The 25191-nt window shown below is 41.7% G+C and carries 22 protein-coding genes and 3 pseudogenes; 10 read left to right on the forward strand and 15 right to left on the reverse strand.

Annotated features, from left to right (window positions below; all coding sequences use genetic code 11):
* Positions 1 to 8: 8 nt before the first annotated feature.
* The gene (locus ACX27_RS08065) at positions 9 to 569 is read left to right on the forward strand and encodes a DciA family protein (protein ID WP_062290693.1); all 561 of its coding nucleotides are present in this window, start codon (positions 9 to 11) and stop codon (positions 567 to 569) included.
* Between the two features lie 858 nt (positions 570 to 1427).
* Positions 1428 to 1763 carry a hypothetical protein gene (locus tag ACX27_RS08070; RefSeq protein ID WP_062290696.1) on the forward strand — a complete coding sequence of 112 codons (336 nt, stop codon included), beginning with the start codon at positions 1428 to 1430 and terminating at the stop codon, positions 1761 to 1763.
* A gap of 125 nt (positions 1764 to 1888) precedes the next feature.
* Here ACX27_RS08070 and menB read toward each other — a convergent pair.
* Together menB and menD are read right to left on the reverse strand one after the other, a co-directional pair.
* Positions 1889 to 2723: pseudogene (gene menB / locus ACX27_RS08075) on the reverse strand (1,4-dihydroxy-2-naphthoyl-CoA synthase).
* 277 nt (positions 2724 to 3000) lie between these two features.
* Positions 3001 to 4722, reverse strand: a complete 1722-nt coding sequence (menD, locus tag ACX27_RS08080) for a 2-succinyl-5-enolpyruvyl-6-hydroxy-3-cyclohexene-1-carboxylic-acid synthase (RefSeq protein ID WP_062290699.1) — start codon at positions 4720 to 4722, stop codon at positions 3001 to 3003.
* A gap of 195 nt (positions 4723 to 4917) precedes the next feature.
* Here menD and folB point away from each other — a divergent pair, with 195 nt between their 5' ends.
* Both folB and ACX27_RS08090 read left to right on the forward strand, forming a co-directional pair.
* Positions 4918 to 5280: a dihydroneopterin aldolase gene (gene folB / locus ACX27_RS08085; RefSeq protein WP_062290702.1), complete on the forward strand. Its 363-nt coding sequence runs from the start codon at positions 4918 to 4920 to the stop codon at positions 5278 to 5280.
* The gene (locus ACX27_RS08090; RefSeq protein ID WP_062290705.1) at positions 5277 to 5723 is read left to right on the forward strand and encodes a gamma-glutamylcyclotransferase family protein; all 447 of its coding nucleotides are present in this window, start codon (positions 5277 to 5279) and stop codon (positions 5721 to 5723) included. The genes folB and ACX27_RS08090 overlap by 4 nt, the downstream gene beginning before the upstream one ends.
* A 114-nt stretch (positions 5724 to 5837) precedes the next feature.
* Here ACX27_RS08090 and ACX27_RS08095 read toward each other — a convergent pair whose 3' ends face one another.
* From ACX27_RS08095 to ACX27_RS32800, 3 genes are all read right to left on the reverse strand, one after another.
* Positions 5838 to 6461, reverse strand: a complete 624-nt coding sequence (locus ACX27_RS08095; protein WP_062290708.1) for an anti-sigma factor family protein — start codon at positions 6459 to 6461, stop codon at positions 5838 to 5840.
* 167 nt (positions 6462 to 6628) lie between these two features.
* On the reverse strand, positions 6629 to 7285 hold the full coding sequence (locus ACX27_RS08100) for a sigma-70 family RNA polymerase sigma factor (RefSeq protein WP_062290711.1): 657 nt from the start codon (positions 7283 to 7285) through the stop codon (positions 6629 to 6631).
* Positions 7286 to 7897: 612 nt separating this feature from the next.
* Entirely contained in the window at positions 7898 to 8047 is a 150-nt protein-coding gene (locus ACX27_RS32800) for a hypothetical protein (protein WP_200929924.1), read from the reverse strand.
* A gap of 283 nt (positions 8048 to 8330) precedes the next feature.
* Here ACX27_RS32800 and ACX27_RS08110 point away from each other — a divergent pair, with 283 nt between their 5' ends.
* A complete protein-coding gene (locus tag ACX27_RS08110; protein ID WP_200929925.1) occupies positions 8331 to 9113 on the forward strand; it encodes a L,D-transpeptidase in 783 nt (260 codons plus the stop codon).
* A gap of 63 nt (positions 9114 to 9176) precedes the next feature.
* Here the strand turns inward: ACX27_RS08110 and ACX27_RS08115 are convergent, their stop codons facing one another.
* The 6 genes and pseudogenes from ACX27_RS08115 to gcvT form a co-directional block, all read right to left on the reverse strand.
* Positions 9177 to 9716 (reverse strand): late competence development ComFB family protein, encoded by a 540-nt coding sequence (locus ACX27_RS08115; protein ID WP_062290719.1) that lies wholly within the window; start codon positions 9714 to 9716, stop codon positions 9177 to 9179.
* Between the two features lie 119 nt (positions 9717 to 9835).
* Positions 9836 to 10694, reverse strand: a pseudogene (locus tag ACX27_RS08120) (M23 family metallopeptidase).
* Between the two features lie 349 nt (positions 10695 to 11043).
* Positions 11044 to 12003 carry an AEC family transporter gene (locus ACX27_RS08125; RefSeq protein WP_062290722.1) on the reverse strand — a complete coding sequence of 320 codons (960 nt, stop codon included), beginning with the start codon at positions 12001 to 12003 and terminating at the stop codon, positions 11044 to 11046.
* Positions 12004 to 12174: 171 nt separating this feature from the next.
* A complete protein-coding gene (gene gcvP / locus ACX27_RS08130; RefSeq protein ID WP_062290725.1) occupies positions 12175 to 15072 on the reverse strand; it encodes an aminomethyl-transferring glycine dehydrogenase in 2898 nt (965 codons plus the stop codon).
* A 118-nt stretch (positions 15073 to 15190) separates the two neighbouring features.
* Entirely contained in the window at positions 15191 to 15580 is a 390-nt protein-coding gene (gene gcvH, locus ACX27_RS08135; RefSeq protein ID WP_062290728.1) for a glycine cleavage system protein GcvH, read from the reverse strand.
* A gap of 158 nt (positions 15581 to 15738) precedes the next feature.
* Positions 15739 to 16854, reverse strand: coding sequence for a glycine cleavage system aminomethyltransferase GcvT (gcvT, locus tag ACX27_RS08140; protein WP_062290732.1), 1116 nt, complete (start codon positions 16852 to 16854; stop codon positions 15739 to 15741).
* Between the two features lie 151 nt (positions 16855 to 17005).
* On the opposite strand from gcvT, the gene ACX27_RS08145 reads away from it, so the two are divergent.
* Positions 17006 to 17500, forward strand: a complete 495-nt coding sequence (locus ACX27_RS08145; protein ID WP_062290735.1) for a pentapeptide repeat-containing protein — start codon at positions 17006 to 17008, stop codon at positions 17498 to 17500.
* Positions 17501 to 17574: 74 nt separating this feature from the next.
* Here the strand turns inward: ACX27_RS08145 and ACX27_RS08150 are convergent, their stop codons facing one another.
* Positions 17575 to 17919 (reverse strand): DUF760 domain-containing protein, encoded by a 345-nt coding sequence (locus ACX27_RS08150; RefSeq protein WP_062298222.1) that lies wholly within the window; start codon positions 17917 to 17919, stop codon positions 17575 to 17577.
* A 431-nt stretch (positions 17920 to 18350) separates the two neighbouring features.
* Here ACX27_RS08150 and ACX27_RS08155 point away from each other — a divergent pair, with 431 nt between their 5' ends.
* Both ACX27_RS08155 and ACX27_RS08160 read left to right on the forward strand, forming a co-directional pair.
* On the forward strand, positions 18351 to 18785 hold the full coding sequence (locus ACX27_RS08155) for a BON domain-containing protein (protein ID WP_062290738.1): 435 nt from the start codon (positions 18351 to 18353) through the stop codon (positions 18783 to 18785).
* Positions 18786 to 19082: 297 nt separating this feature from the next.
* Complete coding sequence (locus ACX27_RS08160; protein ID WP_062298223.1) at positions 19083 to 19964, forward strand: amino acid ABC transporter substrate-binding protein; 882 nt, start codon at positions 19083 to 19085, stop codon at positions 19962 to 19964.
* Positions 19965 to 20023: 59 nt separating this feature from the next.
* On the opposite strand, the gene ACX27_RS33505 is transcribed toward ACX27_RS08160, so the two are convergent.
* The 3 genes and pseudogenes from ACX27_RS33505 to ACX27_RS08175 all read right to left on the reverse strand — a co-directional run bounded on the left by ACX27_RS33505 (position 20024) and on the right by ACX27_RS08175 (position 24341).
* Positions 20024 to 20341 (reverse strand): hypothetical protein, encoded by a 318-nt coding sequence (locus ACX27_RS33505; protein ID WP_235526548.1) that lies wholly within the window; start codon positions 20339 to 20341, stop codon positions 20024 to 20026.
* A gap of 19 nt (positions 20342 to 20360) precedes the next feature.
* Positions 20361 to 22013 carry an NAD-binding protein gene (locus ACX27_RS08165; protein WP_235526549.1) on the reverse strand — a complete coding sequence of 551 codons (1653 nt, stop codon included), beginning with the start codon at positions 22011 to 22013 and terminating at the stop codon, positions 20361 to 20363.
* A 182-nt stretch (positions 22014 to 22195) separates the two neighbouring features.
* A pseudogene (locus ACX27_RS08175) lies at positions 22196 to 24341 on the reverse strand (pentapeptide repeat-containing protein).
* Between the two features lie 46 nt (positions 24342 to 24387).
* Here ACX27_RS08175 and ACX27_RS32305 point away from each other — a divergent pair.
* Positions 24388 to 24774: a hypothetical protein gene (locus tag ACX27_RS32305; protein WP_158507357.1), complete on the forward strand. Its 387-nt coding sequence runs from the start codon at positions 24388 to 24390 to the stop codon at positions 24772 to 24774.
* A gap of 101 nt (positions 24775 to 24875) precedes the next feature.
* Positions 24876 to 25151 carry a hypothetical protein gene (locus ACX27_RS30745; protein ID WP_144427421.1) on the forward strand — a complete coding sequence of 92 codons (276 nt, stop codon included), beginning with the start codon at positions 24876 to 24878 and terminating at the stop codon, positions 25149 to 25151.
* The last annotated feature ends 40 nt before the right edge of the window (positions 25152 to 25191 follow it).

Genomic DNA, 25191 nt, shown 5'->3' on the forward strand with positions numbered 1-25191 from the left:
AAGTAAGGATGTCTTTGAAATCAGTCAATGATATTTTAGGCTGTTTAGAACAGCAAGCCAGATGGCAAGAACAGCCATTCCAACAAGTGCTGCATTTTTGGGCAGAGGTGGTAGGTGTAGTAGCCGCTAAACATACCCAACCAATCATGATTCAGCGAGATGTTTTGCGGGTAGCGACTTCCAGTGCGGCTTGGGCGCAAAATCTTGCTTTCAAACGCCAAATGATTCTTTTAAAGTTAAATCCAAAGTTACCCGCACCGTTAGTTGATATTCGCTTCTCTACGGCTGGCTGGCAAAATTCATCAGTCAAACCCCAACCAACCACAAATTCACCCCAAGAACATCCTAGTTATCTGGGAAAGACGGGTGCTGTTCAGCCTGATGCTTCGCCTGTACAGGAAACTCCTGAAACTGCATTTGGGGAATGGGCAAAAAAAATGCAAATGCGATCGCAAAATTTACCTCTATGTCCCCAATGTCAATCTCCTACACCTCCAGGTGAACTCCATCGCTGGCAAGTTTGCGCTATTTGTGCATCTAAGCAGTTTCAAAACCTGCCTTACGCCTGAGTATGTAAACAATATTTAATAAAATTGATATTTTTACAAAAAAAAATCGCAAAGCTTTTATAAATTTCATATTCTCTATAGGTCACCTGGAAAATACTTAAGAAATCTAGAGTTAATTCCTGGCTTTTCTATAAACAGTTAGAAATTATTAACTGGAGTTATAACTTGAGATTCGTTCCCAAAAATCAAGTTTGGGCTGATATTGCAATTCTCAATGATTTACCAATATCTCTCTTCCTTGTTCCCTTGTTTGTGTTGTCCACATATCAAATAGCAATGTCATAGCATCTCATAGCATTTTGGATTGTAAGTAGTAGCCTAAATCTGGTTAAGAATTTAACTAAAATTATTACCACGATTTTAGGTAATATCCATACTTAATGCTTTCCTGGTTAGCTCCTTTCTGAGTACTGATTGACACATCACAATTTTCATTTCTAACGTGACTAAGGACTGGATTGAGTAAACAGTATTTCTCAGCCTAGCAATTTTTCCTGATGATATCTCAGTAAGAACTATGTAAATTTCAGTCTGAATGGCTAAATTAAATACAAAATTTCATCGTTAACTAGCTATATATAAGATAGCAAAAAAAATAAAGCTAAATTCAGCCTAAATCTAAACTTTTAGTTTTAGCCTTGATCCCTAGCTATTTTTGGCTCAAAATTAGTAGGTAGATACTTTACCAATCATTTACAAATATAACAAGATTCTAAAAACATCCTGAAGTTTATTTTTCTGTTGGGATCGCTAGAACCTAGAGTAAATAATCATTTGTTGGCAATATTACGTATTTATATCTAGGAGCAAAATATAAACATATCAAGCAGCCCTGAACAGCACGAAAGATGAACTCAAATGAAACCGATAAAATTTTTGACATCTGCCTGTAGATATTGTCGTCATTACAAACCAGAAGGTCGTCGTGGCGGAACTTGTCAACAGTTGGGAGCGCATGTGCAAGCCAGTTGGAAAGCTTGCTCGTTAGCGATCCCACCTTTTGCTCCTTCTTGGGAAACTTTAGAAGATTCTTGGAGTTTGCCAGATGGAACACCAGTTTTAGATGGTGTCCATTCTCTAGTTTCTGTGGCAGACAATAGAACAGTTGTGCCTATAGAAGAAATAGCTAATTTAATTCCTGAAGAGACTGAGGCTAAAGCAGTAAGTGCTAATTTAGCAACTATCGCTTATTAGACTCAGTTTATAGACCTTAAAAAAAATATTTCTCTTGAAAATTGCTAGTGCTGTAAACGTTGACATCTGGAAAAATCGCACCTGATACCAATTGTGGTATACCTGGAGGTGCGATTTTTGCCATTTTAAGGTAGCCAAGGAAAAGAGCGAAAATTAGGCGATCGCTTTTCTAAAAATGCTTGCTTACCTTCTGCACCTTCTTCGGTCATGTAATAAAGTAAAGTTGCATTCCCCGCCAGTTCTTGTAAACCCGCTTGTCCATCACAATCGGCGTTAAATGCAGCTTTCAGACAGCGAATGGCAATTGGGCTTTTTTGTAAAATTTCTTGCGCCCATTGAACCCCTTCATTTTCTAATTGTTCTATCGGCACAATACAATTAATCAAACCCATATCTAGGGCTTGTTGAGCATCATATTGCCGACAAAGAAACCAAATTTCTCGCGCTTTTTTTTTGTCCCACAATGCGAGCGAGATAACTAGCCCCAAAACCACCATCAAAACTGCCGACTTTTGGGCCAGTTTGACCAAAAATAGCGTTATCAGCCGCAATGGTGAGGTCACAAATCAAATGTAAAACATGCCCACCACCGATCGCATATCCCGCAACTAAAGCAATTACTACTTTTGGCATCGAACGAATCAATCGCTGTAAATCCAGCACGTTCAAGCGAGGAATCCCCGCATCATCAACATAACCCGCCTGTCCGCGCACACTTTGATCACCACCAGCGCAAAAAGCATACTTGCCATCAGTGTGGGGTCCAGCCCCAGTAAAGAGAACTACACCAATACTTGTATCTTCACGGGCATCACAAAAGGCATCGTAAAGTTCAAAGACAGTTTTCGGGCGGAAAGCATTGCGTTTGTGGGGACGATTGATGGTGATTTTTGCAATACCATCGGTTTTGTGATAAAGGATATCTTCGTAGGTTTTGACGGATTGCCAGTTAACTTGCATGAGAATGAATTGCGCTATTGTGCTTGAGAATTTTATCGCGGACTGAGAAGCGATCGCTAAGGGACTTTCAAATAAAAAGATTTAATATCACTGTGTAGGCAGGGAGCAGGGGGACAAAGAGGCTAGTAAAACAAGGCAAAAGTCAAAAGGAAAAAGAAAGAATATTTATACTACAGACGTTTTAGCAACTTTTTCTGTCTGTTCATTTACGCCGACCTGTACTAGTTTAACTATTGATTTTTTGAGCCTTTGCACGAAACAAAAAACATACCACTAATCAGCAAAGCCCAAATTTTCCTAGATTTTCCTGCCGCCATTTAGCATCAGCTTTACGATTTGTCCTCACTTCCAATACTCGGATTCCTTTAGTCGGTAAAGGATTGAGTTTTTTCTGTAAATCTTTCCAAGAAGTAATTAATTCATGCTGTACACCATACGTGGCACATAATTGAGCAAAATCAATATCCTGGGGAGTGCCGAAAAATTCTTCAAAGGGTGGGTCGAATTTGGCGATGGGTAACATTTCAAAAATTCCACCACCGTTGTTATTAATTAAAACAATTGTGAGATGACTGACAAATTTGTTGCGGATTAAAAAACCATTGGTGTCATGTAATAATGCTAAATCTCCTGTCAACATCACGCTGCTTTGTTGACGATGGGCAATTCCTAACGCGGTGGATAATGTGCCATCAATCCCATTCGCACCACGGTTAAAATATGTTCGTACTCTTAAATTATTCGGTCGCCAAAAGTATTCCACATCTCGCACAGGCATACTATTGGCAATAAACAATGGCGTTCCTGGGGGTAATGTTTGAGACAATAACCAAGCTGCTTTCCCTTCCAATAAGTCTTCCATTGTCGTCATAGTCTGGTCAACAGCAGCCCTGACTTTTGCTTCTGCAACACACCAACTTTGCAGATATTCCGATGACGAGTTTTGCTTGTGACTTTCCCTAATATCCAAACTATCTACGCTGATTCGTAAATGTGTGGTTTTGCCGTGGAGGGGGTCAAGATTTTGGTCGCTGGGGTCAATTACCCAGCGTTGGGGTTGTGTGGTATTTAACCAAGTCCGCAGTTCTTTACTGGTAGGCATATCTCCTACCTGAATAACCATTTCAGGTGTTAACTGCTTTGCTAGTTGCTGATGACGTAAAATCAGGTCGTAGGTGGAAATTAAATAGGGGTTGAGGTCGGCGTAATTTCTCAGTGGCGAGAGTCCCTCAGCCAGAACAGGCCATTGCAGTGTTTGAGAAAGTTGGGCGATCGCTCTACAATAATTTTCAGGATTTTGTGGTTGGGCAACTCCGGCAATAATTATACCGCGATCGCAATTTTGCCATCCTGGGGGAGTAGGGAGTAGGGAGTAGGGGGTGGAAATAGTATTGGTGACGGCTGTGAAGAATTCTTCTGGGTCAAACTGAAAGTCAGTACCGTCGGGAACTGGCGCAAGGGGGTCACGGAAGGGAATATTCAAATGTACCGACCCTTGAGTTGGTATTTGCGTTCTCTCCCAGGCATAAATTACCATTTGCCGCAAATAAGCCAGCATTTCCATACTTGCCGAAGGTAAGGCTAACTCAGTTTGCCAGTTGGGATAACTACCATATAATTTCACTTGGTCGATGGTTTGACCAGAGTGACAATCTCGCAGTTCTGGTGGTCTATCAGTTGTTAATACTAAGAGTGGTACGCGGCTTTCTTTTGCTTCTATCACGGCTGGATAAAAGTTTGCCCCTGCTGTACCAGAAGTACAAACCAGTGCTACAGGTTTTCCGGTGGCTTTAGCTACTCCCAAGGCAAAAAAAGCCGCAGAACGTTCATCGAGAATCGATATAGCCTCAATATCTGGTACTTGTTGGGCAAAGGCAATTGTTAAAGGTGTAGAACGAGAACCAGGACAAATTACCGCACAAGTTAAACCCAGTCGCTTTAATGTCTCCGTTAAGACAAAAGCCCAAAGTTGATTAACATTCTTATAGGCGACCAGCATCAAATCCAAGGTAGCTATCAGACAATATTCAATTGTAAAGTGAACAGGGAATAGGGAATAGTGGACGAGGGTGTGAGGGTGTAGATGTTCAAAACCCTTACACCCCTATACCCTTATACCCAGTATCAACAGATAAACTTTGTGTGTAAGTCCTTTGTTTGTTAAATTTTGGATGGCAAATTGATCTGGAACACTATGGACTGTATTCATTTAACGGGAATTCGCTGCTATGGCTACACTGGATATTTGCCAGAAGAGCAAGTTTTAGGGCAATGGTTTGAGGTAGATATTAAATTGTGGTTGGATCTTGCCCAAGCTGCTGAAACTGATGCGATCGCAGATACTCTTGATTATCGCAGTGTAATTAGCACTATTCAAAATTTAGTTAAAACATCTAAATTTGCTTTACTAGAAAAGTTAGCAGGTACAATCGCTGACTCTATTTTGCAACAGAGCGATCGCGTCACACAAGTCCAAGTCGTTGTTACCAAACCCGCCGCCCCCATTCCTGATTTTGGCGGCAAAATTAGTATTGAATTGACTAGAGGTTATAGGTGACAGGTGATAGGTTAATATCAATAGAAGAACTACAGGTTTTTGTTTACGGTACACTTAAACCCGGTGAAGCTAATTATCAAAAATACTGTGCAGGTAAGGTGGTAAATACCAAGAGGGCAGTCGTCTTAGGCCAACTGTTTGCTTTGCCTATGGGCTACCCTGGTATGATATTGGGACAAAATCAAGTCCACGGCTATTTACTTTCTTTTTCCGATCCACAGGTTTTACAAGCTCTAGATTATCTAGAAGATTACCAACCCCATAGATCCATCTCAGAAAATCTTTACAATCGCCAAAGAGTCGAAGTGTACACGCCCCAAGGCGAAATTCTGGGTTGGGCTTGGGTTTATGTAATGAGTTTAGAACTTGTTCACCAGTTCAACGGCACTTTTTTAGCCGATGGCTGGTGGAGTGGTTGTGGTTTAGCACTCACTGAATTTTAGATTTTAAATTTTGGATTTTGGATTGAAAATTCAAGAGCCAAAATTTAAACAGGTCTGAAGCTCCTGAATTTATCCATCAAAAGAATCTAAAGTCCAAAATTGTTTGACTTGGGGTTAATTCAAGTCTGGCTCGATTTTGTTCAGTTCAGGCTGTTTGAAATCAATAGTTTCTTCTGGCGTGGTGACTGCTGCTTTGGGAATTTCAATCACTGGATTATTTATCGCCACCATCAGGGGTGCTGTGGGGGTAGTAGATGTTTTAGCTGCTGATGGAGATTCTATTTCTACTGGGGGTTGTTGTGCCAGTTGCGGTGTCCTAGATTCACTTCCCGGTAGTAAACCCGAAACTACACTAATGAAACAAGCTGCCACAGCTGCACCACCAAATGTCCAGGCCAAGCGTGAGCGACGACTCAACCGCGAGAAGACTTTTTGGGCTGTGACTTCTGGTGATTGTGCGGTGTTTGGAACTGGTAAAGTCCGTAAACTTTGCCGCAGTTTTAATAATCTAGCGTACAGGCATTGAACAGAGGCATCATTAGCCAACCATTCTTCTACTTGCCTGCGTTCTGTAGCTGTTACCTCACCATCGAGGTATGCACTCAATAACTCGAAGCGATCGCGCTTCACCATATCTGTAGTACCCGTTGATTCATTGGTATGTTGATCCATCCCTGCTGACAAATCTCCAGTAAGTTGTGAGTGGGAAAGGTCTTTAAACTGAGAATCAGTAGTCATCTTAACATTATTACTAATTCATACACGGGTAAAGCAAGCTAGTAATTCTCAGAAATTCATTGATAAATTCCTGATTTTTCCTGACGGCAGCAGCAGACGTTTTGATTCCTCACAATTCTTAATCAATGTTTAAATTCTGGCATTAAACAAAGGAAAGAGATTGTAATTTAGGTATCTAGATAATTTTGCAATTGCGCTTGCAGTCTGGATCTGGCTCTAGCTATTCTTGATTTTACCGTACCCAAAGAAACCCCTGTGATTTCGGCGATTTCTTCATAAGCCATGCCTTCAATTTCTCTTAAGACAATTGTAGTCCGAAAAACTTCTGGTAAATCGGCGATCGCTTCTCGCAGTTGTTCATAAAATTCTCTGGTGGTCAACTCCTCTTCTGGCCCTGGAGTATCACCAGCAATTTCCCAATCCATTTCACCATCATCTACCGCACGGGGAGCATCTAGGGACAATGGACTCACAACCCGCTTGCGTTTACGCAATTCGTCGTAAAACAAGTTAGTAGCAATCCGGCTTAACCAGCCGCGAAACTTAGCAGGTTCTTGTAATCGGTTAATATTCCGATACACTCGAATCCACACTTCTTGAGCCAAGTCGGCTCTATCTGGCCAATCGGGCGCTAGGTGGTATAAAACCCTATCTACTTGGGTTTGATAGCGGCGCAGGAGTTCTGCAAACGCAGCACGATCTGGACGCAATCCCGCTTGACAGCGCAAAATTAAATCGTGGTTTGAGAGCTTGTCAACTTGCACCGATGCTTCTGAACATTTCGCATCAACCGTTGACCAGGATACAGCAATCGATTGACTCATAGATCGTATTCGCTTTAAATCATCCCTTACTATTAGACATACTAAATTACAGTATGTTCCTGATTTAAGTGCCGGATTAACGACTGGAACATAAAAGTCTCGAATTGCGGTGAGTTTCCTGGTTACAACAATGGTGCTGATCTCTAGTTTTTAGTGTGAAAGTTGGGTTTGCTGTCGAATTATGCCACATTTATACTCATAGGCGTTTTACATATAATTGTGCGGCTAATAGCAACTGACTATTTACGCTTGACAATTTTTGTTTTTTGTGTGTATCAGATTTAATCTGTGATTACCTATCCTCTGTAACCCATAATCTCCCCCTTGCTCCTTGCTCCCCTACCTCCTGTCACCTATCCCCTCACGCTCAGGGCAAAAGTCTAAATCTGTTGACAGACGAATAGCTAAATTTCTGAGCTTCTACTTTGAATACTGAATTGAGTTTGAAGAAGTCGTTAGACTGTTTTAAAGATTGTGGTAACTTCACCAAGGGTAGAGTAGAATTTTGTTTTTGGTGATTGTTGCCGGAGATTATGAAGCTCGCAGAAATCCATAATTAATAATTATGAATGAGACATTATGAATTTCTGCTGGCATCCTGGAAAACTCATGTTATTTATTGGGTCTAGTTACCAGAATTGTAGTTTTTTCTGGATGTTCCTGATAAATTGCACCAGTATTCGCTGGATTTGTGATCCGAACTTGAAGAAAGAAATTAATGGAAAATGTGATTGTGACTGCTAACAATAGTTTTTCAAACATGAATTATCTCCCACCCACACCATTAATAATTGATTACCGTACTTGGAGAGTTCTAGAAAAAAGCCTGAACGGAGGAAACCTTCGTTCGGTCTTTACGGGAATCAAGGTTTCTCTCCAGAAGTTTTATTTGCTGGGACATTTGCTTAAGTTAAGTTTGCCCAGAAAGATTGGCGAATGTATAAGGAAACAGATAAGTATTTATGAATTATTGATAATTGGATGATGAGCGCATTCAATTATTCCAAGAGATGGATCTGTCAGGGATAAATAATAGGCGATCGCAATGATAAGAAATGAATCTATAACGCGTGTAGCAATGTTTCTCTGTTTTGGCGCAGCCATCTTGTCTTTAGCTGTCCATTGGCGAGTGACGACAACGCAGCAACAGTCGGATAATTATGCTCCTAATCGGAAATTTCCTGGGAGTATAGGAGAAACAGCCTTTGGTGCGTCGACAACGGCTGATGAATCCATTCCAGGGCAGAACTCGCAGCGAGATTCTGATCGTAAGTCAGGCACAGTTATCCAAAATGTAGCTAGGGATACTAATATACCTAATAACAGGCGATTTGTTGGCGCTGAATCAGAACCAAAAGAAAATCGCAATACTAATACTCAACCAAAATCCTTTTTTAGCCAGTTTTCCACTCAACAAAAAACGGCTAGTAAACTGGGGATGAAAACGCAGGTAGTGGTTGATTTAAGCGATCGCCGCACTTATGTTTATCAAGGAGATTTGGTCATAGCCAGTTACCCAATTGCTATAGGGAAAAAAGGCTGGGAAACACCTACGGGTTCTTTTCAAGTCATGAATATGCAGCATGACCCGATTTGGCGACACCCCATTACTGGCAAAGTGTTTCCTCCCGGTAGTGACAGCCCTTTGGGTGAGCGTTGGATTGGTTTTTGGACAGATGGACGCAATGAAATTGGCTTTCATGGCACACCAGATATCCACTTGTTAGGAACTGCCATTTCTCACGGTTGCTTGAGAATGCGTAATTCTGATGTACGTTTGCTATATGACCAAGTTAAAGTCGGCACACTAGTAACAGTGCGTGATTAATCAAGAGTCAAGAGTTCAGCGTCAAAACATCTTGAGCATCAACCATTGACTATTGACCAAAATTTATTTCTGCTCGAAGCTAGGGGCGTAGACCTGGAGTAAGGTACTAACTTGACGAAGAACTTCATTGCCAGCGTTTTTCGCCAAAAAGGGTGTTCTGTTATCTCCGACATTTGGTTGGTCGAGGTTACGGCCGATCGCTTCGCTGACTTGTTGAGAAATCAACTCTTGTAATTCTGCCCTAGCGCGTTGACGTTGGTAGTTAGCACCTTCTTCTGTGGTGGCATATAAAGGTGGCAGACGGTTGAGGGCATAGGCAGCGATATCACCCACATCAAGAGAACTTTCGCTGGTGGCTTCAATCTCGGCGACACGGGCGATCGCTTCTGTCAACACCAATTCTTCCATAACGTTGATAAATTGTTTGCGAGGTACCGCCACTACCTCACCTGTCAATAAAGCTCCCATTAATCGATCCAGGGCCATATACTCTTCTATCGAGAGTTCCGATGCGTTATCACAAATTCGCCCAACTTCTGCTTCCATAGCTGGGGTGAGATAACCATCCTGAAGAGCTTGTTCTACAATTTTTTCAATACTCATAACGCTCATCTTGTTTAAGCCACCCAAGTAAGGTAAGGACGGTACAAATCCAATTTATCTTGCCCAATTATCGGTGCATAATCTACAAATTATGCACACACGCTATTAATTAACATTTTTTATTGAAAAACCTGTGTTCGCCAGGGTACTGGATCAACAGACTGGCCATTGACATACAAACCCCAGTGCAAGTGTGGCCCTGTAGCAGCACCTGTTGAACCCACTGCGCCAATTAATTGACCAGCTTTCACAAAATCGCCTTCTTTAACGTTAATGCGACTTAAATGTAAGAATATGCTGGTTACTCCTTGGCCGTGATCAATGCCAACTACATTGCCATGAACTCGGAAGCCTTGAGATACTGTACCTACTAAAGCAACTCGCCCACTAGCTGGGGCGGTTATAGGTGAACCTGCGGCTCCGGCGTAGTCTACACCCCGATGATAATAATCCTTTGCAAATTTACCATTATAGTAACGGCGTACGCCATAGATTGTACTAACTCTGGCTTTACTAGGTGCGAGAAATTTCCCGTCCCAAAATTTTTCAGGGGTTTGCAAGGCTTTGAAGGCGGCGACACGCTTGAGTTCATACTCTGTAGCCCCATCAGCAGATTTACCTGGTGGGAGAGTGATGCGTTGTATGGGAAATTTGCGCGATCGCAATTGGACTGTTAAATTCTTAATTTGACCATCTCCAGAAATTTTGAAGGTTCGATTTCCTGCTGGTTCTAGGGGGGTGGTGGGAATGAAGGCTCGATATTTGTTGGGCGCAACGGCAAAAGCTGGGTATTTTCTCGCCTACTACTACTGTTGGTTGCTGACTATTTTCTTGGGTGACATCAATCATTACCGATAGGGTGTCTCCCAACTGGGGATTACTCGGAGATAACTGCACTTGCAAAGCTGCTGCTGGTAATGCCAAGCCCAGGGGTAAAGATATAAATATCCCGTATAAAAGATTTTTTTTTGTAGCGATTTACTACGTGATTCTCAATAATCATAGAAATATAATATAGTTCCTTTCTTTTATGAACATCCAGCCTAAATCATCATTGCTAGGGCTTTCTTTGCAATGCAATTATTTTTGAACACCATAATATTATGTCAATAAACATTCTAATGAATAAGCTATACCGATTGGGATGCGATCGCCAATAATCATCATTTGTTTTCCTGAAATACTCTATGTGGTCAAGCAAACACTAGGCTAAGATATGATTGGGAAGTTTTTTGCTTACCCTTGTTTTGCCGATACATTATAGTGTCTTAAGATTGATTACTCAAATAGAAGTTGTATCAAAAATTATTAAAGCGGTTGTCAAAAATTAACTGAACCACAAAAGCCACAAAGGCAGTGCTATAAATAAGCCGATAAATGTCAAAGCAATACTGCTGGCTAATAAGTTGCGATCTAAATCATAAACTTCTGCCAAAATTAATACAGAAAGTCCAGTAGGCGTACCAGACATTAACACTAGTACTAAACGTTGTTCACCAGTGACACCAAAAAAGGTGGCGCTTAACCCCACTAATACAGGTACAACAAATACTTTTAACACACTAGCAACAGAAGCAACTTTAATACTTTGCCAGTCTGTAATTGTACCTAGCCGCAAACCGACAAGTAACAAAGCAAATGCGATAACTACCCAAACAGCTTGTTCTAATCCTGATTCAATTATTTCTGATAATTGGATAAACTGAGTCATCAAACCTAGAAAAAATGCCCACAAGCTAGGAACTGTGACTAAATCGCGTACCTGAGTCCACCAGTGGTTATTAATTGTGCTTTTACCAAAATAGCTGGCAATTAAGACTGCAATACCATAAGTGCCGATGACATTGTTAGTAACGCTAAATAATACTGCCCAGTCGTTGTTGGCTGGACTAGTTAAGACTTGGGTGAGGGTGAGTCCAACAAAACCAGTATTTCCTAAAATGGTAGCGAGAATAAAACTGCCCAAGCTGGCTTGCATCAATGGGATGTCTACTGCTGAGTCTGAGGATGGCTGTTGATGATGTCGGAACCATTGTAAAGCTTGCCAAATCAACAATGCTAAAACCAAACTCAGCAGTAATACTCCAACTGCGACTCCGGGAATGAGGAGGCCGTGAGATAAGTCAGTATGACGTGCCAAAACAAAAATTTGCAATGGCACTCCCACCCAGTACAGGCCATTACCAAGCCACTTGAGAAAATTATCTGAACTTAATCGAGAACCTAGTAATCCTATCCCAACCCACAGGAAAAGCGGGGTGTAAGCATGAATCAAACTTTCAATCATGGTAATATGGCACCTTGGTTGAGGTGTCAACTGAAGTATGAAGTGTAAAGTATGAAGGTAGAAAAGCTGTCTTTTGTAGCCAGCTTTTCTGGTTATACATACTTTACACTTAGAATTTTTGGTTCAAAAGTTGACTATTGCTAATTCAGCAAAGCCTCTAAACATTATTATTTATTGTGCGTAGGCTTCCATAGGTAAACAAGCACAGACAAAGTTTTTGTCACCAAAAGCAGCATCAATACGACCGACACTAGGCCAGAATTTTGCTTCCCTTGTCCAAGGTGTAGGGTAAGCGGCTTGTTCGCGGGAATAGGGATGAGTCCATTCGCCAGCGATGAGACTTTCGGCGGTGTGGGGTGCGTTCTTCAAAAGATTGTCTTCAATGTCCATTTTGCCTGATTCGATGGCAGCAATTTCTTGACGAATAGCAATCAAGGCATCGCAAAAACGGTCTAATTCTTCTTTAGATTCGCTTTCTGTGGGTTCCACCATGATAGTGCCAGCCACAGGCCAGGAGACTGTCGGTGCATGGAAACCATAATCCATTAACCGTTTAGCAACATCATCAATATCGATGTTGGCGGATTTTTTGAGCGATCGCAAATCTAAAATACACTCATGGGCAACTAAATTATTTTTGCCTTTGTACAACACTGGATAGTAGTTTTCTAGTCTCTTGGCAATATAGTTAGCATTTAGAATTGCCACTTTCGTAGCTTGGGTTAAACCAGCCGCCCCCATCATGGCAATATACATCCAAGAAATGACTAAGATGCTGGCACTACCCCAAGGTGCGGCGGCGACTGCGCCGGTGGAGTGGGGAGTGGGTTTATTGATGAGAACTACGGTGTGTCCGGGGAGAAAGGGTACGAGATGGGATGCGACACCAATTGGCCCCATACCAGGGCCACCGCCACCGTGAGGAATACAGAAGGTTTTGTGCAAATTTAAGTGACAAACATCTGCACCAATATCTCCGGGACGACACAACCCGACTTGGGCGTTCATATTTGCCCCATCCATGTATACTTGTCCACCGTGACGGTGTATAACTGCACAAATTTCTTGAATGGCTTCTTCAAATACGCCGTGAGTTGAAGGATATGTCACCATCAACGCTGCAAGTTCACTACTGTGCTTTTCGGCCTTGGCTTTGAGGTCTGCTACATCAATATTACCGTCAGCATCACAGGCAACTGGTACAACCTTCATTCCACACATTACCGCACTGGCTGGGTTGGTTCCGTGTGCGGAGGTGGGAATTAAACAGATGTTGCGGTGTGCTTCTCCACGACTGGCGTGATATTCGTGAATGACCAACAGTCCAGCGTATTCCCCTTGAGAACCTGCATTTGGTTGCAGGGAAATTCCCGCAAACCCAGTAATTTCAGCTAACCAAGCCTCAAGCTGCTGAAACAAAATTTGATAACCCCTGGTTTGTGATGGTGGTGCAAAAGGATGTATCTTGCTAAATTCCTCCCAACTTACCGGAATCATTTCGGCGGTTGCGTTTAGTTTCATAGTGCAAGAACCCAAAGGAATCATCGATGTAGTTAGGGATAAATCCTTGGTTTCTAGTTTGTGCAGATAACGCAACAACTCTGTTTCGGAGTGATAGCGGTTAAATACGGGATGGCTGAGGTAGCTGCTTTGACGGCGTGGCAGAATATCAGTAGTGGAATGCGTTAATTCTTCTACAGAGAACGGTAATTCATCTTTAAGCGCGAAAATCTGCCACAGGTCGATTAAATCTTCTGGGGTAGTTGTTTCATCTAAAGAGATACCAACAGCAGTATCATCAAAAATTCGTAAGTTGATATTCCTACCTTGGCAACCTGCAAGAATAGTTTCGAGGTTGTGTGTACCTAACTCTACGCGCAGTGTATCAAAGACATTTTCCGAACTAATCTTGTAACCCAGACGCTTTAAGCCTGCTGCCAAAATTACAGTTAACTGGTGAATATTTTCAGCAATATTCTTCAGTCCTTCTGGCCCATGATATACGGCGTACATACCCGCCATCACAGCTAGTAGTACCTGGGCGGTACAGATGTTACTGGTGGCTTTTTCCCGCCGGATGTGTTGTTCGCGGGTTTGCAGTGCTAAACGTAATGCAGGCTTACCGTTGACATCTTTGGATATGCCGACAATGCGTCCTGGAACTTGGCGTTTATACTCTTCTTTGGTGGCGAAATACGCTGCATGAGGCCCCCCAAACCCCAAGGGAATACCAAAGCGTTGAGTACTACCTACAGCAATATCCGCACCAAATTCACCGGGTGGGGTGAGTAAAGTTAAGCTGAGGGGGTCGGCGGCGACGGTGACTAACGCCCCGACTGTATGGGCTTTATCAATGAAGGCGCGATAGTCGTAAATCGTGCCATCGGTGGCAGGATATTGTAAGACTGCGCCAAAAATCGGTTCAGCAAAATCAAAGATTTGATGGTCACCGACAATGATATTGATTCCTAGAGGTTTTGCCCGTGTTTGCAACACATCAATGGTTTGGGGATGACAGTCACGGGAAACAAAGTAGTTATGGGCTTTATTTTTGCTGACACCATAACTCAGAGTCATGGCTTCGGCTGCGGCGGTGGCTTCATCGAGTAAGGAAGCGTTGGCAATTTCCAAACCTGTTAAGTCAATAATCATGGTTTGGAAATTCAGCAGTGCTTCTAACCGTCCTTGGGCAATTTCTGGTTGATAGGGTGTGTATGCAGTGTACCAACCAGGATTTTCTAAGATATTACGACCAATTACAGGCGGGGTAATGCAGTCGTAATATCCCATACCGATGTAGGAACGACACACTTGATTTTTAGCAGCAATGTTTTTTAACTTTGCTAGGGCTGCATATTCACTTTGTGCGTCGGGTAATTGTAGCGTTTGCTGCGATCGGATGGCTTGTGGTACTGTGCGATCGATGAGGTCGTCTAGGCTGGCAAAACCCAGAACTTCCAACATTTGCTGAATGTCACGGGTGTTGGGGCCTATATGTCGTTCTATAAAATTAGAGTACGCTGTATTTTCAGGAAGGGTAGACTGGGTTTGAGGGGCATGATATACCACAAATCGAACTCCGGACGCAACTATTTAATATTTTGCAATAAAAAATACTTTTAACACGTTGACATTCAAGGAAAAGCATGAAGTATGAAATTTATACTTCATACTTCATACTTCACACTTATTCAGCACCTTCTACCAATGCGCTGTACTGGCTTGCAGTTAGGGCATCATCTAGTTCACTGGGATCATCAACACGTATTTTCAGTAACCAGCCTTCGCCGTATGGGTCATCGTTCAGTAATTCGGGATCATCAATCAAAGCATTATTACTTTCTACCACTGCACCGGTTACGGGTGAATACAATTCTCCAACAGCTTTGACTGATTCTATTGTGCCTAATTCATCACCTTTGGCAAAAGTTTTACCAATCTCTGGCAGTTCTACAAATACGATTTCACCCAATTCTCTGACGGCAAATTCAGTAATACCGATGGTAGCAATTTCACCATCTAGCCGCACGTATTCATGACTATCTTGGTATTTCAAATCATCAGGATATTCAGCCATATTATTTACTCTCCAATATCACTAAAATTATTGTTCTCACAGTAATGCTGGTCATATTTAATAATCAGGTTTACTGTAGCTTAAGTAGTTCACAACACATTATTCCTTAAAAACACCAAAGGATGAAGTATGAAGTCTGAAACTTCAGACTTCATACTTCATTTTTTAGTTTTTGACCGATAGAAGGGACGTTTGACTACTACTGCGGGGTAGGCTTTACCGCGAATTTCCACTTCTAACTGTTGACCAACCTTTGCTAGTTTGCTGGGAATATATGCTAGGGCTACCGGATAGCCCAGTGTAGGAGAGATGGTACCACTGGTAACTTCTCCAACAACTTGACCGGCTGATAAAACTTGATAGCCGTGACGGGCTATGTTACGTCCTTGCATTTGTAACCCTACGAGTCGGCGTTGCACTCCGTTAGCTTTTTGCTGTTCTAAGACTGACCGACCAATAAAGTCTCCTTTGGTATCGAGGTGAACTAACCAACCTAAACCTGCTTCTAAGGGTGTGGTGTTATCGTCGATGTCTTGACCGTAAAGTGCCATTGCGGCTTCAAGTCGCAAGGTATCTCTGGCACCTAGTCCTGCCGGGACGACACCAGCGTTGTATAAATTACGCCATAATTCTCTGCCTACTTCTGGGTCTACCATAATTTCAAAGCCATCTTCGCCGGTATAACCTGTACGGGCGATGAAGGCTGGTTGACCGAGTATATTTGCTTGTAAATGACCAAAGGCTTTAATTGGTTGTAAGTCTGTTTCTACAAATGGCTGGAGATAGTTCTCAGCTTGTGGCCCTTGCAAGGCAATTAAGACTTTTTCGGGTGAGAGGTCTTGAAATTGAATTTCATCTAAGTTGAGGTTTTGCAATAGCCAGGTTTTGTCTTTGGCTGTGGTCGCTGCATTGACAACGATCGCTACTTTCTCTTCACCTTGATAATAAATAATAATATCGTCAATAATTCCCCCTTGGGGATTTAACAATACTGTATATTGCGCTTGACCCGCTTGTAAGCGACTCAAGTCAGAAGGGACTAAACCCTGGAGTTGGTCAATGACTTTTTTTCCTTCCAGGGTGAATTTGCCCATGTGGGAAATATCAAACATCCCAGCAGCATTTCTCACGGCTTCGTGTTCGCTGGTAATACCGCTATATTGTACAGGCATTTCCCAACCACCAAAGCTGGTCAGGCGGGCTTTCAGTTCTACACCCAGTTGATATAAAGGAGTTCGCGCCAAGGATGCGGCGATGTTTTCTTGATTAGCCACAGGTAGTTATGCTCTTCAACATCTATATATCCTAAGTCAAGGATGAAGTATGAAGTCTGAAGTATAAAATTTCCGACTTTATACTTCACCCTTCAGACTTCAACCTAGTAATGTTATTTGTAGGAGTGTTGAGTTTTGTTAAGAATAAGTTATGAAAAATTGGCGCATACTAGCGAGTGTTGTTTTAGCGATGGTTCTATTTTTATTCCCTCTGTCGGCGGAGGCTGCTAGTTCTTCGAGTATTACCCGTTCGGCTGGGGATGAAGTGATAGCAAAGGATTATTCTGGTCAAAGTTTAATGGGTAGAGAATTTACCAATGTTGATTTAGAGAATGCTAACTTTAGCAATGCTGACTTACGCGGCGGTGTGTTTAACGGTACTGTCTTGGAAGGTGTAAATCTGCATGGTGTAGATTTTAGTGAAGGTATAGCTTACTTAGCTAGGTTCAAAAATGCTGATTTGACTGATGCAATTTTGACAGACGCAATGATGCTGCGATCGACCTTTGATAATGTTGAGATTACAGGTGCAGATTTTACGAATGCTGTGTTAGATGGGCCGCAGGTCAAAAAACTCTGCGTTAAAGCTAGTGGTGTCAATTCTAGAACAGGTGTAGATACGCGCGAGTCTTTGGGTTGTAAGTAAATTAATAAAAATAACCCTCCAGATATTTGGAGGGTTTTAGTTGATGAAAGTTTGAACATTAATCAGCAGGAAAATTACTCAGGATTTGTAGATTGTTCATCTGCTAAATGAAAAGTTTTTTCTATTTGCAGTCTTTGTTCGGCATTACGTAAAAAATAGCCGTCTACCATAGCTGAACCTAATAACCTACCTAATTCTTCGCGGCTAGTAGTAATCATAGTATTAAATCTGTCGTGGGGCAAATTGCCTAATATTGCCACAATTGTCTGTTGAATTAAATGTAATACTTCTGGGGAATCTGGTTTAGATAGTTGGACAACTGTATCTCGATTGAGAGATTGTAGATATTGCCAAAACTGATTTTCATTAATATCTTCTGGCATAAAATTTTCTGGCTGGCGAGAGGAAAGATTACTCATAGTATGATTCATGTTGGTGCTGTAATATATTGAATTTATCAGATTTTTGCAATATGTAGATTCAGATTAACCGAACATTTCACATCTGGTTTATCCTACTTATGATAAAACTTGCTTTGCTGGAAATAAGTAAATTTGATGTAGGAATAAAAAAATATTATTCCTCATATATATGTATCAAAAATAACTAACAATTTATTCTGAAAAAATATAAATTTTTGACAAAATATAGGCAAATATCTAATTGATTTGATAACATCGTAAAACCGCTATGAAATTGCTTAGGATACCAGTCAAGATAATATCTTAGGCAAATACATTGCTTAATAGCTGGCAACTTGCTATAGCTTATTGGATTGTTGTTAAATTTTTTTCTTCAGAATAGCATCTATCTCTATTGACCGCTGCAAGTATTCAATTTGGAGACAGATATGAAAAACTTATTTCCGTTGCTTATCAGTAGTATTCTGTTAGTTGGTACTTTTGGTTGCCAAGAAAATCATCAAGATGCTGCTAAAAGTTCTACTAATAACCCAACTTCTCAAGCATCAGCAAAACCCGCTTCTCAAACTACTCAAACTACAGGTAAAACACCTAAAAATACAACTGAGAAAACAGTAGTAACTAAAAATACTCCTGGAGCTAAAAAGTCTGAGGGTGAATTAAAAACTGAAGTTACTAAAAAGCTGAAAGCAGAGTTACCTAATAATAAATTAGAGGTAGAGACTAAAGCAGGTGATGTCGTCATTAAAGGGACTGCGACATCGAATGCAGAGTTACAAAAAGCTGAAAAATTAGTAAAGGAAGTCAAAGGGGTGAAGAGTGTCAAAGTAGAAGCAAAAGTGCTAATACCTAATAAGATTTAACTTCAGCCTGTACATAAACCCCTCCCCTCCGACTGGAAGTCTGGAGCTATACAAACAAAGCCTGCCTTAGCAGGCTAATTATATTTAGTAGAAGAATTGAGAGTTTTAGAGAGTCTTTAAGTAAATTCTGGTAAAGAATCATTACCAGATTCAACTAATTTGCATTTGGCAGGGATAATTACTGTATTTTGTCCATCACAACAGATTTTTTGTGAGGGTGCTGTGCATAAAAGTTTTGATTTAAAGTACTTATCTGGATTCATCAAAATCACTCAATATACTAAAGTATATATTCCTATGATTAGTCTGGCTTTGGTAGCAATTCTGCCTAATGCGGCTGTAGCTGAGACTGTGATGCAAAAAGTTGCACGTACAGGAGTACTGACTGCTGGTACTAGTAAAGATGCCCTGCCTTTTGCATACACCGATAACCAAGGTAAATTAACTGGTTATTCGGTAGATATGTTAAATGTCATCAAACAACAATTAGAAAAACAATTAGGCAAAAAAATTCAATTAAAATTAGTCGGTTTGACTCCTGCACAGAGAATTCCAAAAATAGTTAACCGGGAAGTTGATATTGTTTGTGATGCTAGTAGTTTTACCTGGGAAAGAGATAAACAAGTCGATTTCTCGGTGAGTTATGGTGTGACGGGAACGCAATTATTAGTGAAATCAGGTAGTGATATTGGTTCGCCAGAATCGTTAATTGGGAAACGAATTGGGGTATTAGCACAAACTACAAATGAATTAGCGATTAAACAGGTACAACCCCAAGCTAAGTTGGTTTATTTGAAAACTCGTGCGGAAGGTTATACAGCTTTAGAAGAAGGCAAAATTGATGCTTTTGCGTCTGATAGCATTTTGTTGGAAGGATGGTTGCAAAAAGCGAAGAATCCTGATAATTTTGCGATCGCACCTGACAGACCTTTGTCACGAGAAGGTATCGCTTGCATGGTTCCAGAGGATAATTCTAAGTTTCTCGATGCTGTGAATTATTCTTTGATTAAGTTTATGCAAGGTTTTGTCAGCGGTGATAGTAAATATGTCGCTATTTTTGACCGTTGGTTCGGGCCGCAAGGTGCGGTTTTTCTGAATCGAGATTTGCGCGATTTGACTGTGGAAACTATGCAATTGGTAATTGAGTTTCGTGAGGAAATTCCGAAGAGAGAACTGTAATTAGGGGTGTAGGGTTGTAGGGGTGTGAAGGGTGTAGGGGAAGAATATTTACTCAGCACTCAGCACTCAATATGAGCCGAAATTTGGGATTTACTCAATTCCTGCACTAAACGGTGTGCTTGGTGCAAGTATAGGGGATGTTGGAGAGTGGCTGGTAATTGATTCATTAAAGTTCTGGCTAGGTGCATATCACAACCAGTAACTCGTGAAATTATGGCTGCGCCTTCAAATGTGGCTTCTGCGGAAATTGTTTTTTCGACTCGCACCAAACAGTGTCCGGGTTTGATAGTTCCGCGTTCGACGGCTTGCAGTCCTTCAATGGTGGCCAAGACGACCAAGCGATCGCCTACAATTAATTTGATATCATCGGAAGGCATAAACTTGGGTGTATGCTGTTTAGCTCTCAGATGAAAAAATTGGTACTACTCTATAGCCATAGGCAATATCAGCAATTAATTTGCCATTGAGGGTGTCCTCAGCTTCAATTTGATATTCGGTAACTAAAATTGTCTGGTTATGCAAACGAAATAAATTTAAAATATTTTCCCCAAATGCTGCACCCGCAAATGCTTCGGCGGCTAATGCGTAAACTCCCATAATTCTGGCGTGAGGTAACAGCAGTCCGATATTTTCGCTAAAGCAAGGGTCAAAGGTACGAATAACTAAGTTAGCTTTTGGGTTGACAGTACTTGCTTTTAATGCAATTTCCAAATTTGTCACTTCATCATCGGTGACAACCACAACACTTTTTGCTGTTGAAAGATTGACTTTCGTTAAAGCATGGTTGAGATTTCCCAAAACTAAAGGCATTTGGGGTAACATTCCTGATTCAAGGTCTTTGGTATTTACGCCTACCAAGGGTTGTTTGAGTTCTTGCAACAACTGGGCGACACTCCGACCGACTCTCCCCATTCCCACTAATACTACATGGTCGGTTTTGGGGATGCGGGGACGGCGTTTTGAAAACTGAAATCTCGCAGATAATACACGTTCGGTCATTAAGGCGTAGAGAATACCAACAAATAGCGTACTAGTCACACTCGTGGTAATACTGAATAAATGCAGCCACCATGTCAGGGGAAAAGATATTTTTTGCTGTCCCCCAAACACATCACCATAACCGCCGAGACTCAATACCAAAGCCACATTGAGCGCATCTTGCCAAGAAAGGTCAGGATATTGTGATTTGAAAAGCAGTGTTCCTAACAAGAATAAACTCACTAACAATAATGCCCCAACTAAAGCAACGCGGCGGGTTTGACTACTGTCTTCCCAAAACTGCGTTAATTTGTGGCGGAGATTTTGCCATGATGTTTCTGTCACCATTTCATGCCAAAATTGCCCAAAACTGTTCATTTGTTTGGGGGAAGTCTTGATATTTTCGCTGACTTCAATGTAGAAGATAGAATCTCCGGGGAGGATTTTTGCATCTGGTTTCCATTGATAGAAACCTTTGGGTACTGGTTGACCGGCTGTGACATGGATAAGTACGCGGCGTTGGCTAGTATTAATTTGCGAAAGACAACAATGACTCCAGCGATGGGAAGCATGGATAGATACTGCGAAAACTTGGAGTAAATGGTTGTCTAAATTAAAAAATCCTCTGGTTTCACAACCTAATGCAGCTAAAGCTAAACTGTGGGCGGGTAATTGGGTGGCTTCAAAGGCGATAAAGTTACCCAAACTGTCTTGGAGTAAATCGTTGAGATTATCTTGGGCGGAACGGATAACTAAACGCACATGAGGATTAAGCGATCGCGCCGCAAATGCCGCCGCTATATTCACCCGCTCATCACTTGTTACAATCAAAATTGCCCGACAATGTTTTATCCCTGCTTGTTCTAATATTTTCGGTTGCCGACAATCACCAATCACTAATTTATCGATTAACTCTGGTAATTCTGTAATTTCCCAAGGGTGAGTATTTACCTGTTCAATGGCATTAACCTTAACGCCAAACTCCTTCAGCACATATACACAATATTGTCCCAAATTCCCCAGTCCACACACTAAGAAAAAGTTCGGATCTGTTGTTGTATTGTGTTCCATATATTTGATGTTAGTCAGCAGATTTTACTCGACTTTTTTCACATCTTGCGACAAACGACTATAGCGGTTATCGGTTGGATGAGGTAATTTCAACCCCACCCCCAACCCCTCCCCGTTCACGGGGAGGGGAGCGTTTGCGTTAGCAAATGCGGGGTGGGGTTCCGACATCTAAACCTACAAAATCATCCCAACCCAAATAGTTTAGAAATTACAGGTAATAATTTATTTGCTGCTTCTACCAATGTGGCGACGGCGGGTAAGCCAGAAAATAAACCTTTTAACATCGTGATGGCTGTCTTGGCAGTTTTTTGCTGAGTGGGTTCTTGGGGATTTTGACCTGCTTCGGCTAAGGTTTTGACTTGTTCTAAAGCCTCGGCTTTATTTTCATCTGATAAATCTGAAGATTGGGAAATTGCCTCTTGTAATTGTGTGAGTAATTCTTTAATTCCTGGTTGCTCACTATTTTGGGAATCGGGTAATTCATTAATGGCAATATTGACATTGCCGCTAATTGTTCCCACGTTGGCAACAGAACCACCACCCGCAATACCACTAACATTACTGCTACCTTGAATATTGATGCCGCTAATATCAGACACGTTGATATCTCCTTCTACTTTTATATGATATTTTGGCTGGGATAATAAAGTCTCTATCATATTTTCTAATTTAGCAACGCGTTTATCTATTTTTTTCAGCGATGCTTGCTTAGTCTGGCGCAAAAATTTTTTTAGGATGGAGCGAGGATTTCTTTTCGCTGCGTTTCTCTGTTGCCAGAATTTCTGACTTGTCTTCGGGATAGTTTTTAGCTTTTATCTGTAATAATTGCTGACTCTGAGATAAAGCTTTGAGTTGATTATATTCTTCAAAAGATTCTGCACTCAGTTGCGATTTATTAATTGCTTCAGCAGTTTTGACTCGGACTAATAATTTATCATCGCCGCGTTTCTCTATTGCCACAATTTCTAACTCGGCTTCGGGGTGATTTTCAGCAAGTTTTTTGAACGAAATAGCAATGGCGCGAGGGTCAACTCCTTGATTGTAGTAAAGGTCGAGGGTGTCAAAAATTGGTTGAATAAATTCGCCAAAGTCACCGTCTTGGAAGACTTCTTGCTGATTATCGGGTTTGCGGAGGGGGTCGGGATTTTCTTTCGTGGGTAAGCGCATGAAGATATATTCACACCTCACTCCATGCAGTTTAGTTTCTCTGGTAATGCCCCAATCTTCAATGAATGCGCCTGTGAGAGTTGCGCCTGTTAAATCGGTTGCTTCGAGTTGGGTTTGTTTGAGTTTGACTCTGGATAAATCAGCATCTTGCAAGTTAGCTTCACTGAGGTCAGCACCGATAAAGCTGGCATCTGCTAGGTTAGCAGATTGTAATTTGATACCCCGCAGGTTTTGACGGTCGAAGTTTTGACCTTGTGCTTCTCCGGTAACTAGCAGTTGACGTATTTGTGGGTTTTGCAGATAAGTGGAACCAGGACGAACACGGTCAAGCATCTTGGCTTGATAGTAACAAGTCCGAGTAAGGATAGCGTTGCGAAAATCTGTACTTTTGAGTACAGCTTGGGTAAAGTCGGCATTGGTTAAGCTCGCGTGTCGAAAGCTTGTACCACCTGTAGCTGCGAAGGCAATAGTAAGATTCAGAAGCAAGGAGTACTTTTGATCCCTTATGATGGCTCGCCAGCTAATGTATACAATAAATAACGCTTCAACTACAGCTATAGCTCCGGCTACATCGCCAGCTATTCCTACGACTACGACTCCAGCTACGGCAAAGACTTCGGCGACAACTACGGCTACAACTATAGCTTCGGTTCCGGCTAAAACTCCAGCTAAAGTTAAGGCGAAGGCTCCGGTGAAGGCTCCGGCTACAACTACGGCTACAGATCCAGCTACAGAGAAGGCTTCGGCTACAGTTAAGGCGAAACCTCCGGCGAATGTTCCTACTATGGCAAAGGCTCCGGCTTTTAAACCAGCTATTATCCCTTGGCGAATTGTGATAAAAGAAAAGGCAATTAATATGATTAGAGCAATAAAGCCTGCAATCTGATTCTCATTGGATGAGCTAAATATTAGCGACACTACGTAACCATTAAAAGACCAGAGATAACCTGACAGTGCCGACAATAAGAATGAGACAAGGACTAAACCAATTACCCAACGGCGTTGCAGTCCAGCTTTGGCGTTACTGAAGTTTGCCCCTGTCAGGTTCGCACCGCTAAAGTTTGCGCCTCGAATATCGGCATAGCTAAAGTTTGCACCTGCAAGGTTTTGTCCTTTGAAGTTGCGTCCTCGGAGATTTTGACCGGAATAGTCTAAAGCCATCTGTAGTTTTACGCACTTAGGCAAATTTTACTACACGCTTAAGCTGATGAATAGTGCTGATAGCATTTCACAAAACTACTGCTATACTCGCGCGAATATCCAAGGCTCTCGCGCGAATATCAGAACTTCATTAATGAGTATTCGAGGTTCATTCACGAATATCCAAGGCTCTCGCGCGAATATCAGAACTTCATTAATGAGTATCCGAGGTTCATTCACGAATATCCAAGGCTCTCGCGCGAATATCAGAACTTCATTAATGAGTATCCAAGACTCATTCACGAATATCCAAGGCTCTCGCACGAGTATCAGAACTTCATTAATGAGTATCCAAGACTCATTCACGAATATCCAAGACTCACGCGCGAGTATCAAAAACTCCCGTGTGAGTCAGGACTTACGCACCAAGATTGTCTATGAAGATTGGGTGTAAGGGTGTGTGGCGGAAGGGTTTTAGATACATACACCCCTATACCCCTGTACCCCTACACCCTCGCCAAAACCCTTGATTTTGCGTTTTTATGCGTAAGTCCTATGAGTATTCAAGACTCATTAATGAGTATCAGAACTCCATATCTCTACAATCAACTCCGAAAAAATATCAAACTATCCTCACCAACCAGTAGCAATACAACTATAGAGCGAGTTAGCAATCCCTTTACTCAATGTCGAGTTTGTGTATTTGACAACTTGGAGAAGATTTCAATTGACTGGGTTGGTTTAAAATCTATTGTTCGAGTTGAACGAGTTGGGACTCGTGCTGGCAAACCTTATCACGAAACCGCTTACTACATTAGTTCGCTCTTATAGCAACGCCGAAAGTATCGAGAAAGATGGTGCGTTACGGCTA

This window comes from Nostoc piscinale CENA21 (genome assembly GCF_001298445.1).
Classification (GTDB): domain Bacteria; phylum Cyanobacteriota; class Cyanobacteriia; order Cyanobacteriales; family Nostocaceae; genus Nostoc_B; species Nostoc_B piscinale_A.

Excerpts from the sequence above, each read along its gene's own strand:
- ACX27_RS08065 (WP_062290693.1), top strand. The coding sequence starts at position 9 with ATGTCTTTGAAATCAGTCAATGATATTTTAGGCTGTTTAGAACAGCAA.
- ACX27_RS08070 (WP_062290696.1), top strand. The coding sequence starts at position 1,428 with ATGAAACCGATAAAATTTTTGACATCTGCCTGTAGATATTGTCGTCAT.
- menD (WP_062290699.1), bottom strand. The coding sequence starts at position 4,722 with ATGCTGGTCGCCTATAAGAATGTTAATCAACTTTGGGCTTTTGTCTTA.
- folB (WP_062290702.1), top strand. The coding sequence starts at position 4,918 with ATGGACTGTATTCATTTAACGGGAATTCGCTGCTATGGCTACACTGGA.
- ACX27_RS08095 (WP_062290708.1), bottom strand. The coding sequence starts at position 6,461 with ATGACTACTGATTCTCAGTTTAAAGACCTTTCCCACTCACAACTTACT.
- ACX27_RS08100 (WP_062290711.1), bottom strand. The coding sequence starts at position 7,285 with ATGAGTCAATCGATTGCTGTATCCTGGTCAACGGTTGATGCGAAATGT.
- ACX27_RS32800 (WP_200929924.1), bottom strand. The coding sequence starts at position 8,047 with ATGTTTGAAAAACTATTGTTAGCAGTCACAATCACATTTTCCATTAAT.
- ACX27_RS08110 (WP_200929925.1), top strand. The coding sequence starts at position 8,331 with ATGATAAGAAATGAATCTATAACGCGTGTAGCAATGTTTCTCTGTTTT.
- ACX27_RS08115 (WP_062290719.1), bottom strand. The coding sequence starts at position 9,716 with ATGAGTATTGAAAAAATTGTAGAACAAGCTCTTCAGGATGGTTATCTC.
- ACX27_RS08125 (WP_062290722.1), bottom strand. The coding sequence starts at position 12,003 with ATGATTGAAAGTTTGATTCATGCTTACACCCCGCTTTTCCTGTGGGTT.
- gcvH (WP_062290728.1), bottom strand. The coding sequence starts at position 15,580 with ATGGCTGAATATCCTGATGATTTGAAATACCAAGATAGTCATGAATAC.
- ACX27_RS08145 (WP_062290735.1), top strand. The coding sequence starts at position 17,006 with ATGAAAAATTGGCGCATACTAGCGAGTGTTGTTTTAGCGATGGTTCTA.
- ACX27_RS08150 (WP_062298222.1), bottom strand. The coding sequence starts at position 17,919 with ATGAGTAATCTTTCCTCTCGCCAGCCAGAAAATTTTATGCCAGAAGAT.
- ACX27_RS08155 (WP_062290738.1), top strand. The coding sequence starts at position 18,351 with ATGAAAAACTTATTTCCGTTGCTTATCAGTAGTATTCTGTTAGTTGGT.
- ACX27_RS08160 (WP_062298223.1), top strand. The coding sequence starts at position 19,083 with ATGATTAGTCTGGCTTTGGTAGCAATTCTGCCTAATGCGGCTGTAGCT.
- ACX27_RS33505 (WP_235526548.1), bottom strand. The coding sequence starts at position 20,341 with ATGCCTTCCGATGATATCAAATTAATTGTAGGCGATCGCTTGGTCGTC.
- ACX27_RS08165 (WP_235526549.1), bottom strand. The coding sequence starts at position 22,013 with ATGGAACACAATACAACAACAGATCCGAACTTTTTCTTAGTGTGTGGA.
- ACX27_RS32305 (WP_158507357.1), top strand. The coding sequence starts at position 24,388 with ATGAATAGTGCTGATAGCATTTCACAAAACTACTGCTATACTCGCGCG.
- ACX27_RS30745 (WP_144427421.1), top strand. The coding sequence starts at position 24,876 with ATGAGTATTCAAGACTCATTAATGAGTATCAGAACTCCATATCTCTAC.